Origin of the sequence: Mycobacterium sp. E3298, from assembly GCF_001666895.1 — a bacterium.
Classification (GTDB): domain Bacteria; phylum Actinomycetota; class Actinomycetes; order Mycobacteriales; family Mycobacteriaceae; genus Mycobacterium.
This window is the reverse complement of sequence record NZ_LZJB01000538.1, coordinates 1-13,060: the sequence shown is the minus strand read 5'-3', so window position 1 is coordinate 13,060 and position 13,060 is coordinate 1. Positions and strand designations below refer to the sequence as shown.

At 67.9% G+C, this 13,060-nt stretch carries 14 protein-coding genes; 2 read left to right on the top strand and 12 right to left on the bottom strand.

What is annotated here, in order from left to right; all coding sequences use genetic code 11:
• The 4 genes from A9X05_RS24805 to A9X05_RS24795 all read right to left on the bottom strand — a co-directional run.
• On the bottom strand, positions 1-928 hold a 928-nt coding region (locus tag A9X05_RS24805), incomplete at its 3' end, for a cytochrome P450 (protein ID WP_067784670.1).
• Positions 929-1,186: 258 nt separating this feature from the next.
• Entirely contained in the window at positions 1,187-1,435 is a 249-nt protein-coding gene (locus A9X05_RS30125; RefSeq protein ID WP_082950357.1) for a hypothetical protein, read from the bottom strand.
• 161 nt (positions 1,436-1,596) lie between these two features.
• Positions 1,597-2,820, bottom strand: coding sequence for an FAD-dependent oxidoreductase (locus tag A9X05_RS24800; RefSeq protein WP_067750178.1), 1,224 nt, complete (start codon positions 2,818-2,820; stop codon positions 1,597-1,599).
• 8 nt (positions 2,821-2,828) lie between these two features.
• Positions 2,829-4,430, bottom strand: a complete 1,602-nt coding sequence (locus tag A9X05_RS24795; protein WP_067784667.1) for an arylsulfatase — start codon at positions 4,428-4,430, stop codon at positions 2,829-2,831.
• 117 nt (positions 4,431-4,547) lie between these two features.
• On the opposite strand from A9X05_RS24795, the gene A9X05_RS24790 reads away from it, so the two are divergent.
• A complete protein-coding gene (locus A9X05_RS24790; RefSeq protein ID WP_067784663.1) occupies positions 4,548-5,567 on the top strand; it encodes a nitronate monooxygenase family protein in 1,020 nt (339 codons plus the stop codon).
• Here A9X05_RS24790 and A9X05_RS24785 read toward each other — a convergent pair.
• The 6 genes from A9X05_RS24785 to A9X05_RS24760 all read right to left on the bottom strand — a co-directional run bounded on the left by A9X05_RS24785 (position 5,562) and on the right by A9X05_RS24760 (position 11,054).
• Positions 5,562-6,386: a class I SAM-dependent methyltransferase gene (locus A9X05_RS24785; RefSeq protein WP_067784660.1), complete on the bottom strand. Its 825-nt coding sequence runs from the start codon at positions 6,384-6,386 to the stop codon at positions 5,562-5,564. The two genes, A9X05_RS24790 and A9X05_RS24785, sit on opposite strands and share 6 nt — an antisense overlap.
• Entirely contained in the window at positions 6,383-6,853 is a 471-nt protein-coding gene (locus A9X05_RS24780) for a GbsR/MarR family transcriptional regulator (RefSeq protein WP_067784657.1), read from the bottom strand. Before A9X05_RS24780 ends, A9X05_RS24785 begins: the two co-directional genes overlap by 4 nt.
• Before the next feature lie 90 nt (positions 6,854-6,943).
• Positions 6,944-8,212 (bottom strand): amidohydrolase family protein, encoded by a 1,269-nt coding sequence (locus A9X05_RS24775; RefSeq protein WP_067750168.1) that lies wholly within the window; start codon positions 8,210-8,212, stop codon positions 6,944-6,946.
• Between the two features lie 115 nt (positions 8,213-8,327).
• Positions 8,328-9,101: a class II aldolase/adducin family protein gene (locus A9X05_RS24770; protein ID WP_067784653.1), complete on the bottom strand. Its 774-nt coding sequence runs from the start codon at positions 9,099-9,101 to the stop codon at positions 8,328-8,330.
• Positions 9,088-10,695 (bottom strand): class I adenylate-forming enzyme family protein, encoded by a 1,608-nt coding sequence (locus A9X05_RS24765; RefSeq protein ID WP_067784650.1) that lies wholly within the window; start codon positions 10,693-10,695, stop codon positions 9,088-9,090. Before A9X05_RS24765 ends, A9X05_RS24770 begins: the two co-directional genes overlap by 14 nt.
• Positions 10,696-10,742: 47 nt before the next feature.
• Positions 10,743-11,054 (bottom strand): hypothetical protein, encoded by a 312-nt coding sequence (locus tag A9X05_RS24760; RefSeq protein ID WP_156669964.1) that lies wholly within the window; start codon positions 11,052-11,054, stop codon positions 10,743-10,745.
• A gap of 525 nt (positions 11,055-11,579) precedes the next feature.
• On the opposite strand from A9X05_RS24760, the gene A9X05_RS24755 reads away from it, so the two are divergent.
• On the top strand, positions 11,580-11,942 hold the full coding sequence (locus tag A9X05_RS24755) for an SHOCT domain-containing protein (RefSeq protein WP_067784647.1): 363 nt from the start codon (positions 11,580-11,582) through the stop codon (positions 11,940-11,942).
• Here the strand turns inward: A9X05_RS24755 and A9X05_RS24750 are convergent.
• Positions 11,919-12,443, bottom strand: coding sequence for a hypothetical protein (locus A9X05_RS24750; protein ID WP_067784642.1), 525 nt, complete (start codon positions 12,441-12,443; stop codon positions 11,919-11,921). The two genes, A9X05_RS24755 and A9X05_RS24750, sit on opposite strands and share 24 nt — an antisense overlap.
• Positions 12,436-13,060, bottom strand: a 625-nt coding sequence (locus tag A9X05_RS24745; RefSeq protein ID WP_156736959.1) for a molybdopterin-dependent oxidoreductase, incomplete at its 5' end; no start/stop codon positions are given. The genes A9X05_RS24750 and A9X05_RS24745, both read right to left, overlap by 8 nt.

Sequence of the window (13,060 nt, the reverse complement as noted above, 5' to 3'; positions counted from 1 at the left end):
CTCCGGCAGCGATCTGGACGTCGCCGAGGACTGTGTCCGTCGTCGCAGTCCGCCGCATGTGCAGCACGGGCGATGACCAACGGAGCACCTCCTCGATGGCGTTGCCGTGAAGTCCGTCGAAATCGCCCGCCAGGGCGACGCGTTCGTCGGCATGCTCGCTCAGCAGGTGCATCGCCCACGCCAGTGCAGTCCGCGTGGTGTCGTTTCCTGCCGCGGCGAGCAGGATCACGAAAGACCCGAATTCCGCTGCGGTGAGCCGTTTCCCGTTGACCTCGGCCTGCATCAAAGCGGAGGTGATGTCATCGCCAGGATACCGGCGTCGCTGCCTTCCAAGGTCGATGGTGTACTCGAAGAACTCGCTGACCGCCTGCAAACTGGTATCGATGTCGCTGACGTGGCCGTCGTTGACGCCCAGGATCAGGTCAATGAGTTCACGCAAGCGCGTGCGGTCGCCGACCGGGATTCCCAGCAGGTCCGCGATGACTTGGAACGGAAGGCTTGCCGCCACAGTCTCGACGAAGTCAAACGTACGACGCTCCCGGATCTCTTCGACGATGGCGTCGGCCAGCCTGCCGACGTAATCGGTCATGCGGCGAATTGATCGGGGTGAGAACGCCACCTGTGCGAGGCGCCGATACTGCTGATGCTTGGGATCGTCCATCACGATGATCGAGCCAAGGATCTCGAGCAGATCCGGAGGCATGTCGTCCAAGGAGAAACCAAGGGTGCTCGTGAACCTCTTGGGGTCCCGGGTCACCGTACGCACCCCGGCATAGGACGTCACCGACCAAAAGCCACGCCCATCCTGCTGCGGAATGAACTCGACACCCCCACTGCGGGCACGCAACGTATCGAAGTGCTTGAGGCGAGTTTCAAGGTCAGTCTCCCAGAACGGGCTCAGCAGCGATGGGTTCACCGCAGTTTCCATACCAAAAAGTATGGCACCTCTCCCGGGTATATCAACTCAGCCTCGCGGACTGGATCCGCAGCAACCCGCAAGTCGCCTGACTAACCAACGCAAGAATTCCGTGCCCAGCGCACCAGATGGGCTTGAGTCCATACTGGACACCCAAGAACGACGCCTGGTTCTACGCAGGCTTTAGGACGCACTCGAAGCTGAGGAATTCAGCGAAAAAAGCAGCTCTCGAACCAGTGGTTCGAGAGCTGCTGCGGTGGCCGGGTCGAATTACGTGCAGGGAACCCCGTGCGGCCCGCCAATCCACTGCCCGGGTGGCGACTGCCACGGGCAAATCTGCTTGACCTGCCCCGGCGGCAGCGGGTTCCAATGACCGTTGTCCACGACGTGCGGACCCGGCGGAACGGGCGGGGGCCACGGTCCCGGGTGCGCCTGCGCCATACCCGTACCAAGTCCCAGCGCCGCCGCGCTCAACGCGCCGACGACCGCGGCCTTACCTGCGAATTTCTTGACGTTCACTTCTCTGGCCTCCTCTCGGTCCCGTGGTGTTCCCGTAGGAAACGTCCGCGGTGTGCGGGGATGGACCGATCTCACGACCCCCAAATTGTCCCTACCAGTTTACCCGCGCCCGCGACGTAGCAAACGCCCCCGCGTCCACACGGGCCCGGACCTGCGTCGACTCAGCCGTTCCCGCGACGGGCGAACGCCGGGGCGTGCTCGGGCAAGACACCCACACCGACGAAGTAGGCCGGCACGATCGACAGCCACGGCAGCCGTTGCATAAGGCCGAGGAATGCCGCCGGCGGGGTCGGGTCGGCCCCGCGCAGCAACGGCCCGAGCAACGCTCGGTGCAGCACCTGCTGCACGAGTTGCGTCACCACCGTGGGGAAGACGCGCCGGCGGTGCACCGCGGCGAGTTCGCGGTCGCCGACGCGGTGCCGTCGAAGCGGTTCCGCGAGAATGGTCGCGGCTGCGACGGCGTCCTGGATCGCCAGGTTGATGCCGACGCCGCCCAACGGCGACATCGCGTGCGCCGCATCGCCGATGCACAGCAGCCCCTTGGTGTGCCAGCGACGCAGCCGGTTCACGTGCACGTCGAGATGTTTCACGTCGTCCATCGATTGCAGCGCCGCCACCGACTCGGGCATGTCGGGCAGCAGCTCTTCGACGTCGCGACGAAACGCGTCTATGCCGCGCGCCCGCAATTGGGCGTCGGTGCCCTTGGGCCCGAGGTAGGCGATCTGGAAGTAGCGCTCCCGCGGAATCACGGCAAGGCCCTTGCCCGGACCCAGTCGAGGGAGGAAGGAGTACTCCACGTCTTCCTTATGAGGCAAGCGGAACCACCAGACGTCGAACTTCACCGGGAACTCGCGCGCCTTCAGTCCGGCCTGCTCCCGGGCGATCGACCAGCGGCCGTCACACGCCACCGTCAGCTCGGCCCGCAGTTCGCCCGGGCCGTCGGGGCCGCGGTAGCGCACTCCGGCGACCCGGCCGGCGTCCCATAGCAGCCCGGTGACTTCGGTGTTCATCCGCAGCGAGAAGCCGGGCTCCGCCTGAGCCGCGTCGGCCAGCAGGTTGAGCAGGTCCCACTGTGGCACCATCGCGACGAAGGGATGGGGCTGGCGCAGCCGCTCGAAGTCGACGTAGGTCACCGAGCGCCCGTTGGATTCGAGTTTCGCGGTGCGGACCTCGGTGAAAGGCAAGGCCGCGAAGGGTTCCCACAAACCCAGCTCGTCGAGCAGCCGCATAGTGGTCGGGTGGACCGTGTCGCCGCGAAAGTCGCGCAGGAAGTCGCCGTGCTTCTCCATCAGGGTGACCTGCACGCCCGCCCGCGCCAGTAGCAGTCCCAGGACCATGCCGGCCGGGCCGCCACCGATGATTGCGCAGGTCGTCGTCTCAGCCATCAGCGCCCTTAGAACTCGAGGTCGAACACCGAGACGGGGTCGAGGATTACCCCGGTTTCCTCGACGTAGCGATCCCACAGCGCCAGCAGCTCGGCCAGCTTGTGGGGGTGCGAGCCGGCCAGGTCGTGAATTTCGCCGGGGTCCGCCGCGAGGTCATAGAGCTGCCAGCCGCCCGGGCCATACGGTGCCGGCAGATGCAACGCCTTCCAGTCTCCCTGGCGGATCGCCCTGCGGCCGAACAGTTCCCAGCCCGTGCCCGTCTCGGCGTCATGAACGGCCTCCGCACCCCCGGACAGGTACCCCACCAGGGAGCGGCCGCGCATCGGCGCCACCTCGCGCCCGCGGTAGGACGTGCCGGGGTGCGCCGCGCCCGCCAGTTCGAGCACGGTCGGGGCGATGTCCATGACGGTGCTGAACGCCGTACCGATCTCGCGCTGCCGTTCAAACCCCGGCCAGGTCACGAAACCCACCACGCGGATCCCGCCTTCGGTGGTGAACGCCTTGTGCAACCGCGACGGCGCGGTGGCGGCCTGCGCCCAGCGCGGCCCGTACCAGATGAACGAGGAGGGCCGGCCCAGGTTGTCCAGGCTATTGTCGCAATGCTTTTCGATCTGTGCGACGATTCGGGCCCCGACCAACGGCATCGCCTCGACGATCGCTCCCTCGGCGCCGTTGTCGGACAGGAAGATAACGACGGTGTCGTCCAGTTCGCCGCGCTCCGCAAGGTAATCGAGCACCCGGCCGATATTCCAGTCCATCCGGTCGACCATCGCGGCGTAGACCTCCATGCTGCGAGCCGACACCGCGCGCTGTTCATCGGTCATGTCGGCCCACTCGGGAGCGCCGTCGGCAACGACCGGGTGCGCCTCGATGTCCGGCGGACACAGGCCCAGCCGCTTGAGTGCGGCCAGTCGCTCTTCGCGCAGCGCGTCGGGTCCGGCGTCGTAGCGGCCGCGGTACTTCGCGATGGATTCGTCCGGGGCCTGCAGCGGCCAATGCGGCGCCTGGAAGGGCAGGTACGCGAAGAACGGCCGGTCGTCGCCGGGGGCGCGTTCGCCGAAATACTGCAGCAGCTTGTCGGTGTAGAAGTCCGACGAGTAGAAGTCATCCCCCACGGTGACGAACTGGTCGTCCTCGGTGTAAAGCGTTGGCACCGGCGAGAAGCTGCGGGCGCCGCCGCCGCCGAAATGGCTGGCCCCGGCCGGCAGCAGCGCGAACGAGCGCTCGAAACCGCGCGCCCAGGGCGACCTGTCGATCGTGGCGCCCAGGTGCCACTTGCCCGACATCAGCGTCAGGTATCCCGCGTCGCGCAGTAGTTCCGGCAACGCCACCACCCGGTCGTTCAGGTAGCCCTCGTAGCCGGGCGCCCCGCGAAACCCGGGGCCGGCGACCTCCAGCATGGTGCCGATGCCGGCGATGTGGTGGTCCGTGCCCGTCAGCAGCATCGCCCGGGTGGGTGAGCACGCCGGCGCCGAGTGGAAGTCGGTGAGCCGGATCCCCGCGTGGGCCAACCGATCGAGGTTCGGCGTCTCGATTTCGCCGCCGAACGCGCCGATATCGGAAAACCCGAGGTCGTCCGCCACGATCACGAGGAAGTTGGGCCTCTTCACGGTGAAGCATCCTGCCAGGTCATCTGCCCGGGTGGAATGCCGCCGCGACGGGGCGTCGTTATTGTCAGGGCTGCGCTGTCCGCGTTCGGCGCACGGTTACACCGAAAGGGCTCCGACATGCTGGCAGGTTTCGAAATGTCCATCCCGCTGGTCGCCGCCCCGATGGCTGGCGGCCCGACCACCCCCGCAATGGTCTCGGCCGCGACCCGCGCGGGCGGCCTGGGCATGCTCGCGGCCGGGTACAAGACCGTGGAAGCCGTGGAGGCCGAGGTCAAGCAGGTTCGCGCCGAGGGAATCTCGTTCGGTATCAACCTGTTTGCACCCAATCCGCTGCCGGTTGACCCCGCGCGCTACCGCGCCTACGCCGCGATCGTCCAGCGCGACGCGGATCACTTCGGGTTGACGCTGCCCCCGGAGCCGATCGAGGACAGCGACAAGTTCGACGAAAAGGTCGCGCTGCTGCTCGACGACCCGGTTCCCATGGTGTCGTTCACCTTCGGCATCCCGCCGCGGGCGGTGATCGCGGCGCTGCGCAAGGCGGGCAGCGTCGTGGTGCAGACGGTGACCACACCCGACGAGGCGGTGGCGGCACGCGACGCCGGGGTCGACATGCTCGCCGTGCAGGGGGCGGCCGCGGGCGGTCACTCGGGCACACTCTCGCCGCGGGAGCCGCTGCGGCCGGTGCCGATCGCCGAACTGGTCGAGCGCATCGTCGCGGCCGTGCCGCTGCCGGTAATGGCCGCCGGCGGGCTCGCCAGCCCCGCCGCGGTGGCCGAGGTGATCCGTGCGGGCGCCGCGGCGGCCGCCGTCGGGACGGTTCTGCTGCGCGCGGACGAAAGCGGCGCATCGGCCACGCATCAGGCGGCCCTGACCGATCCCGCGTACGCCGAGACGGTGCTCACGCGCGCCTTCACCGGCCGCCCCGCCCGCGGGCTGCGCAACGCGTTCATCGATGCCCACGAGGCGCAGGCGCCGCTGGGCTACCCGGCCATCCACTACCTGACCAGCCCGCTCCGCAAGGCCGCGGCCGCGGCGGGCAAGCCCGGCTACGTGCACCTGTGGGCGGGCACCGGGTACCGGAATGCCACCGCCGAACCCACCGCCGAGATTCTTCGGCGGCTGGCTTCCGACCTATGAGTATTCGAAGCGGTTCAGCACGTCATACCGGCCGCCGGGAGTCGCACAGGTGAGTTTGTACACGAACCGAACCGGCGCCGATTCGATCTGTTGGTAACCTGCCAGCGCCGGGACCTGTTCGAGCAGGCGCAGCCGAGGATTCCAGTTCTCCAGCTCCCGCGCATCGCGGATGCCCCACTTGATGATCCCGCGGGTGAACAGCTTCGACAGCAACGGCGCCAGCGCCGAGAGCGTGTCGAAATGCATTTCGCCGCTTTGGAATCGGCCGGTCAGACGCTGCAATAAGTCGCGGACCTGCTGTTCGGTCAGGTACATCAGCAGGCCCTCGGCGATGACCAGCGTGGGGCGATCGATCGGAACCTGGTCCAGCCACCCCGGATCGGTCACCGACGAGCCGATCATCCGGTACCGCTCGGTGTCCTGATAGAGCCGTCGCCGCAGCTCGATGACACCGGGCTGGTCGACGTCGAACCACGAGGCCGACGGCGGCACGGTGAGCCGGAAGGCGCGGCCGTCGAGCCCGCAACCCAGGTGCAGCACCACCGCGTCGGGGTGGCGCCGCAGGAATTCCGCGCACCAGTCGTCGAGCCGCTTGGCGCGCAGGGCGACCAGGTACTGGTTCGACGCCGGCAGCGAGCTCCGATGGATTCGCTTGAAGTCGTAGTCGATCCGCTCCACGGCTGCCGCCGCCGCTTTGTCGCCCAGAATGGGCCGGTTCGAACGGCTTTCGTGAGCCCGCAGATAGAGGGTGACGAGGTTCGTCCATTCCACCGAACCCCACGGTACGGATGTGAAGTCGACCTTGTCGGTCGGGTTCATGGCTTTCTCCTTGCCGCCCGATATTCGGTCCACATCTGCATGAGCTGATCGCGGTAGGCGTTGGTGCAGAACTCGCAGAAGTCGCGGAAATCCTCGACACGCTGCCGCTGTTCGGCGCGGTCCTCGTGCAGCACGGAAAGGGCGAACTCGGCGGGCTCGATGCCCAGCCGCATGAGCGAGAGCTGGGTTTTAAGAACGCTGGTGAACCCGCCCGGCGTGACCCGATACAGGTGTTGGCGGTCCGGGCTGGGCAACCGCTCCACCATGCCACCCTCCAGGAGCTGGCGGGCGACGGTGCTGATGGAGGCCTTGCTCACCGATAACGCGTCGGCCAGCTGAGTCAGTGACTGTTGCGGCGGATGACAGATCATCAACCATCCATACAGCCGGCCCATGGTCCGGGTGGCGCCGAGCAGTTCGAAGAACAGCCCGAGGCGGTCGACGAACTCGGCCTCTTCCGGCGACATGACCCTCCCGCTACGTTTAGTACATACTGAACGTAGCGTACGGAGCAGAAGCCGATTATGGAAGGGCCGTTACGGCGAGAGCGGCGCCCGCTAGAACGCGTCGGGATTCCGCTGCACGTCTTCCGGCACCGGGTGGCGATAAAGGCGAGAGGCGTTCTCCCAGCTGAACTTCCGGATCACGTCCGCGGGCAGGTCGCCGATTTGCTCGTGGATCGTCTCTTGGGTGTGGGGCCAGGTGGAGTCGCAATGCGGGTAGTCGGCCTCCAGCATGATGTTGTCCACGCCGATCCGGTCGCGCTGGACGAACGAGGACTTGTCCTCCACGGCGCAGAACCAGAAGTTGCGAGTGAACACCTCTGCGGGCGTGAGGCTTTCGCCCAGCGCCGCCCAGGTGCCGTACATCGCGTGATAGCTGAGCATGTGGTCGAGGCGATCCAGCAGGCCCGCCACCCACCCGATGCCGCCTTCCGACAAACAGATCTTCAGGTTGGGGAATCTGCTGGGCAGCCCGGAATACAGCCAGTCGACCGCCGCGGAGATGGCATAGGCGAAGAACAACACGCCCTGCACGTCCGGAGGCGCGTCGTCGGTCGTGGAGGGTGAGGAGCCCGACGAGCCGATGTGCAGGTTCACCACGGTGCCCGTTTCGGCGCACGCCGCCATGATCGGGTCCCAGTGTTTGGAATGGATGCTGGGCAGCCCCAGCATCGCCGGGTTTTCGCTGAACGTGACGGCGTGGAACCCACGCTCGGCGTTCTCGTAGATCATCCGCGCGCCGAGTTCGGGGTCGAGCAGCCACGGCAATTGGCAGGGAATGATGCGCTCGGGATACGAGCCCGCCCACACCTCGAGGTGCCAGTCGTTCCACGCGCGCACCGAGGCCAGCGCCAGGTCGCGGTCACTCGTCACCTGCTGCAGGCGCTGGCCGGCGAATCCGGGCAGGAAAGATGGGAAGTTGAGCGAGGCGTAGATGCCGTTGAGGTCCATGTCCTTGACACGCTCGTGGATATCCCAGGCGCCCCTGCGCATTTCGTCGAACCGGACCGGCTCGAAGCCATACTCGGCCACCGGACGGCCGACGACGGCGTTGAATCCGACGTTGGGCAGCTCCCGACCGTCGTAGACCCAGGTCTGTCCGCCGCTGTCGGTCTCGACGACTTTGGGCGCCCGGTCGGCGAATTTGCGCGGCAGCCGCCCGGCGAAGGTATCCGGCGGCTCGACGATGTGATCGTCGACGGAGATCACGGTGTAGCGCCGAGGCGCGCGGGGCGGATCGGGCAAGAAGGTGACCGAGCGTTGCTCGCCGGTCTTCGCCGTCGTGAAGTTGAGGTTGCCGGCCAGCTCGTCGATCGATTTCACTGGTCAATCTCCTTGCGTGGAGGCGTAATCGAGCGTGTGTCGCCGGCTTCGGTGTGCGACGCGGGCGACGCCTGTCGACGTGTCGCCGCCGTGGACGCACGCGCGACGACGGGGTTCACGTGAGCACGTCGGGGTCGGCCTTGATGGTCATCCGCGCCGCGCCCGCCCAGTACACGTCGGCGGCGCGCTCGACGAGAGACCGCTGCATGCCTGCCATGTCGGACCACTTCATGGCCACCGGCTCCTTGCCCGTGAGCAGCACGTCGTAGGCCAGCTTGCAGACCCGTTCGATGGACGCCGCGCGGTAGACGGCTTCGGGCAGGTTGCGCCCGGTCGCGATGACGCCGTGGTTGGCCAGGATGGTCAGGTTCGCGGACCCGATCCGGGCCGCGAGCTCGGCCGCACGGGCGGGGTTGTCGACCTCGCCGTCATAGGTTTCGACGAGGCAGAGGTCATCGAGGAAGAGCGAACCGGTCTGGTGCACCAATTCGGGCAACCGGCCCAACGCGGCGAGCACGCAGACGTAGTAGGGATGGTTATGAATGACCACCCGGGCGTCGTCGCGGACGCGGTGCAGCTCGGTGTGGATGTGGATCGCCGGGGTGACGTCCCACCGGCCGCGCAGCACCCGGGCGTCGGCGTCGACCACGCAGATGTCGGACGCCGTGATCTCCTGCCACCACAGCCCCCACGGATTGACCAGCATCTCCGTCCGGCCGTCAAGTTGCCAGGTGATGTGTCCGGCCATGTTCTCGGCGAACCCGATGCCGGCCAGGTGGCGGAAGGCGACCGCGAGCGCCTGCTCGTCGGACAAGTCGACCCCGATCGGGGGGACCACCGACGGCGCCCATACCTCCAGGCCGCCCCGGCGCGCGTCAGGAGCATTCATGTTCGGCCTCCGTTCTGGCTCGAATATCCTCGCGCAGCCGGCCTTTGGCAACCTTGCCGCCCGACGAGCGCGGAAGCTCGTCGACCACGATGAGCCGTTCGGGCAACAACTCCTTGGACACCCCCAGCGCCAGCAGGTGTTCGACCAGCTCGGCCAGTTCGATCGTGGCCGAGCCGACGAGTTCGGCGTAGAGGCATACCTTTTCGCCGAACACCGGGTCGGGCATCGCGACCGCGGCCGCCACCGCGATGGCAGGGTGGGTGGTGGCGGCATCCTCGACCTGCGTTGCGCTGATGTTCTTTCCGCCGCGCAGGATGAAGTCGGAAGTTCGCCCGGTGACGGTCAGGTATCCGTCCGCGTCGATCTCGCAGATGTCCCCCATGCGCATCCAGCCGTCTCGGGTGAACAGCTTGTCGTGATCGGTTCCGCCGAGGTAGCCGAGGCTGGTCGCCGGGCCGCGGCAGGCCGGCTGGCCCTTGCCGGTCGCGGTCACGTCGCGGTCCCCGTCGAAGAGCCGGACCGCCATTTCCGGCACGATCCGCCCGCCCGTGCGCAGCCGGCGTTCGCGTGTGTCGTTGACCGTGGTGGCGCTCAGCATCCCGGTTTCGTTGGAGCCGTAGAACTGCAGGATCGTCGCGCCGGTGAGTTCCTCGAACTCGGCCGCCGGCCGGTAGGGCAGCGCCTCACCGCCGGTGAACACGACCCGCAGCGAGCTCAGGTCGTGGTCGCGGGTCGCGGGATCCGCCATCAGCATGGTCAATTGCGTACTGACACAGCACAATACGGTGGCCCGGTGTTGGGCTATCGCCTCGCAGGTCGCCCGCGTGCTGAAGCGGTCCAGGATGACGGCGGTGGCGCCGAGATAGATCGGCGTGGTGTGGCTGGTCCATAACCCGAATCCGAACGGTGTCGGGATGACCGGCAGGAAAACGTCCTCCGACGTCAGCAGCCCGTTGGCGACGGCCTTCTGGTGGAAGTAGTGCCAGCGATTCTGTGTGTGCACCACGCACTTGGGCAGCCCGGTGGTGCCGGATGTCGAGTTGATGAGGAATACATCGTCGGGCCCGAGTCGGGATTCGGGGGCAAGCGCCTTCCGCGCCGCCCGAACGTCGAGTCGCGGCGAGCCGGCGGGCGAGTCCAGCGTCAGGGTGGGGAGCGCAAGCTCCCCGGCGACGTGCGCCGCGGTCGCCCCACGCAGTTGGTCGCTGATCAGGATTTTCGGCTGGGCGCTGCGCAGTATCGCCGTGACTTCACGGGCTCCGGCGCGCGCGCCGACGCCGACGACGACCGCCCCGCACCGCTCGATCGCGACGAACAGCGCGTGCAGGGCCGCGGAGTCGCCGTGCCACACCGCCGCGCGGTCGCCGGGCTCGATCCCCGCGCCGGCCAGTCTCTCGGCCAGAGCGCTTGCGGCATCGTCGAATTGGCGCCAGCTCAGCACTGTCCCGGCATGGTCGACATAGGCAAGGCGGTCCGGCGACCGTTCGGCGTTGCGGCGTACCGCGTCCGACAACGTCGTGTCCGACCAGAAGCCGCAAGCATGAAACCGGGCCGAGTCCTCGGCACTGAACGCCGGCGAGGACTCGATCTCCATCAGCCGATGATAGGAAAGCGGCCGGCGGCCTCGCCGGGTACTGCCCGCTAGGGGTTCTCCGGGGCCGGTGCGGGCGCGTCGTGTTGCGGGTCGCTGACGGGGCCCGGAGGACGGGGCCGCGGCTTGTGGCAGTTGCGCGTGCAACCGCAGTTGAGGCCGATGATGCAGCCACCCCCGCCGGCGGGTTGCACCGGCAGGGCGCCGCCCGGGGCGGGCGGGGGCGCCGGCGTCACGTTGGACGAAGACGTGGGGTTCGCGGCCCGGGTGACCGTGTCGGCGTCCGACCAACCGAACGCCAGGACGAGCGCTGCGAAGACACCGCCAACCGCGGCCACGGGCTGGGCTTGTCGAATCTTCACGATCTCTCCAGTGTGCTTTCAGGCGGTCGGACTAGGGATTTGGCGGCGTGGAGGCGGGCGGGGCGTGCTGTGGATCGCCGGCCACGGCCGGCGGGCGTGGGCGTGGCGGCGATTGGCAGTGCTGAACACATCCGCAGTTGAGGCCGATAAAGCAGGGCGAGCTGGGCGGTCCGAGGGCACTGTGGTCGATCGACGAGGATGGAGACGGCGCAACGGTTTTTGTGATGGCCGCCATCGGGGTGGCGTCGAATGGCAGCAAGACAAGTGCGGCCAGGCAGGCGCATAACGCCTTCGCCGTCCCGGTCCGCCCGTTTCCCATGCTCACCAGAGTAGTTAGTCGCCGCCGCACGCGCAGAACACGCGCGGGTTTCAAAGAACACTCCAAGAAGTCACCAAGAATCCTTCCAGCGCCGCCGTGGACGGTGAATGCGCTTAGCGCCCTTGGGATCGGTAGCGGCCCCGCCGGGTTGCACTTGCCGCACCACCGCTGCGCCCCGCAGCGATCGACACGGAGGTTCATGGCGGATGAAAAGCAAGGTCGTCGTGCTGCTGGCCGGCGGGATGCTCGCGCTGGTCCTGCTGACGCGCTATTTCGCGCTGAGCCGGGCCGGCGTGCCGTTGGGGTGGATGATCTACCTCGGCCTGCCGATCACCGGCGCGGGCGTGCTGTTCGCGCTGCGGCTGATCGATCTCGGCGCGGGTTGGACCACCAAGGGCGGCTCGATGCCGCACACCGGGGGCGTCCACGCTGCTCACCCGGCCGCGGTCGCGCGGCCCGAGCCACCGCTGTACGACCGCCTCAAACAACTCGAGGACCTGCACGCCAGGGGCGCCATCACCGACACCGAATACAGCGCCCAGCGCCTACAAATCATCGCCAACATGTAGGTCGGGTGCCGCCTCGGCGCCTCGATGCGCCGTCGCCGTGCGGACCGCGTAGATCGCGGCGCTGACGCCGAACATCGCCGAGGTCAGCAGCAGCCAGCGGCCAAGAAAGGGATCCTGCGTCTGGCCGGTCGCGGCCGAATACGTGGCGGCGCCCTGCTTGATGATGCCGGGCAGGAACACCAGCAGCGTCAGCCCCGCACCGAGCGCGGGCACCCGGATGTGATTGATCACGGGCACCGGCCGCGGCGGCAGCCGGACGACGGAGCGCGACAGCAGCCGGTCGAGCAACGCGTAGATCGGGAACAACACCAGGTCGTGGGCGACGATGGCCGCGGCGAACCACACGATGATCGACTGCCACCACACGTGCGTGTTCCACAGCGTGACCGGTTTGCTGGTGGTCACCACGTAGCCCAAGAGGGCGAACCCGGCGATCAGGATTAACAGATGCCAGGGGCCGGACCCGTAGAGCCTCGTGAAAGCTGCTCGGGCGCTATGCATTTGGGCCGGCCCTGAAGGCAATGGATTCCACCCATTTGGTGTTGTGTACGCCGGGCAACGCGGGCACGATGATGCGCGCCGGGAACCCATGGTCCGGGGACAGGTCGGTGCCGTTGACGCGCAGGGCCAGCAACGCATCGGGGTGCAGCACCTGGCTCCCCTGCAGCGTCGCGCGGCCGAACGCGCCCCCGCGCTCCAACGACGAGACGTACGCCGAGTCGGGAGCCGGTACGCCGGCGAGCCGGGCCAGGTCCGCCAGGCGCACACCGGTCCACGTTTGGGTGGTGGACCAGCCTTCCACGCAGGCGATCGGCAGCGTGGCGGTGCGCTGCGGCATGGCCAGGAGGGCGGAGCGGTCCAGGACGACGGCGTGCGGGCCGCCGCTCAAGGTGAGCCGCCAGCGCTCGCCCGTGTCTTCGGCGGAAATGCCGGCCACCACCGCGGTCCGGTTGACCTCGAAGTCGCCGGGACCATCCCCGCGGGTGCGGCCGCGCGGAAGCAGCAGGGCCGCGGGCCGGGTGAACCCACCCAACGTCTGCCCCGCGGTGATGACCGCCATGAACGCCGCACCGCCGCCCACGAGCGCCAGGGCGCCGCGGCGGCTCATCGTCGCGGGC

Excerpts from the sequence above, each read along its gene's own strand:
- A9X05_RS24800 (WP_067750178.1), bottom strand. The coding sequence starts at position 2,820 with ATGGCTGAGACGACGACCTGCGCAATCATCGGTGGCGGCCCGGCCGGC.
- A9X05_RS24790 (WP_067784663.1), top strand. The coding sequence starts at position 4,548 with ATGCTGGCAGGTTTCGAAATGTCCATCCCGCTGGTCGCCGCCCCGATG.
- A9X05_RS24785 (WP_067784660.1), bottom strand. The coding sequence starts at position 6,386 with ATGAACCCGACCGACAAGGTCGACTTCACATCCGTACCGTGGGGTTCG.
- A9X05_RS24780 (WP_067784657.1), bottom strand. The coding sequence starts at position 6,853 with ATGTCGCCGGAAGAGGCCGAGTTCGTCGACCGCCTCGGGCTGTTCTTC.
- A9X05_RS24770 (WP_067784653.1), bottom strand. The coding sequence starts at position 9,101 with ATGAATGCTCCTGACGCGCGCCGGGGCGGCCTGGAGGTATGGGCGCCG.
- A9X05_RS24765 (WP_067784650.1), bottom strand. The coding sequence starts at position 10,695 with ATGGAGATCGAGTCCTCGCCGGCGTTCAGTGCCGAGGACTCGGCCCGG.
- A9X05_RS24755 (WP_067784647.1), top strand. The coding sequence starts at position 11,580 with ATGAAAAGCAAGGTCGTCGTGCTGCTGGCCGGCGGGATGCTCGCGCTG.
- A9X05_RS24750 (WP_067784642.1), bottom strand. The coding sequence starts at position 12,443 with ATGCATAGCGCCCGAGCAGCTTTCACGAGGCTCTACGGGTCCGGCCCC.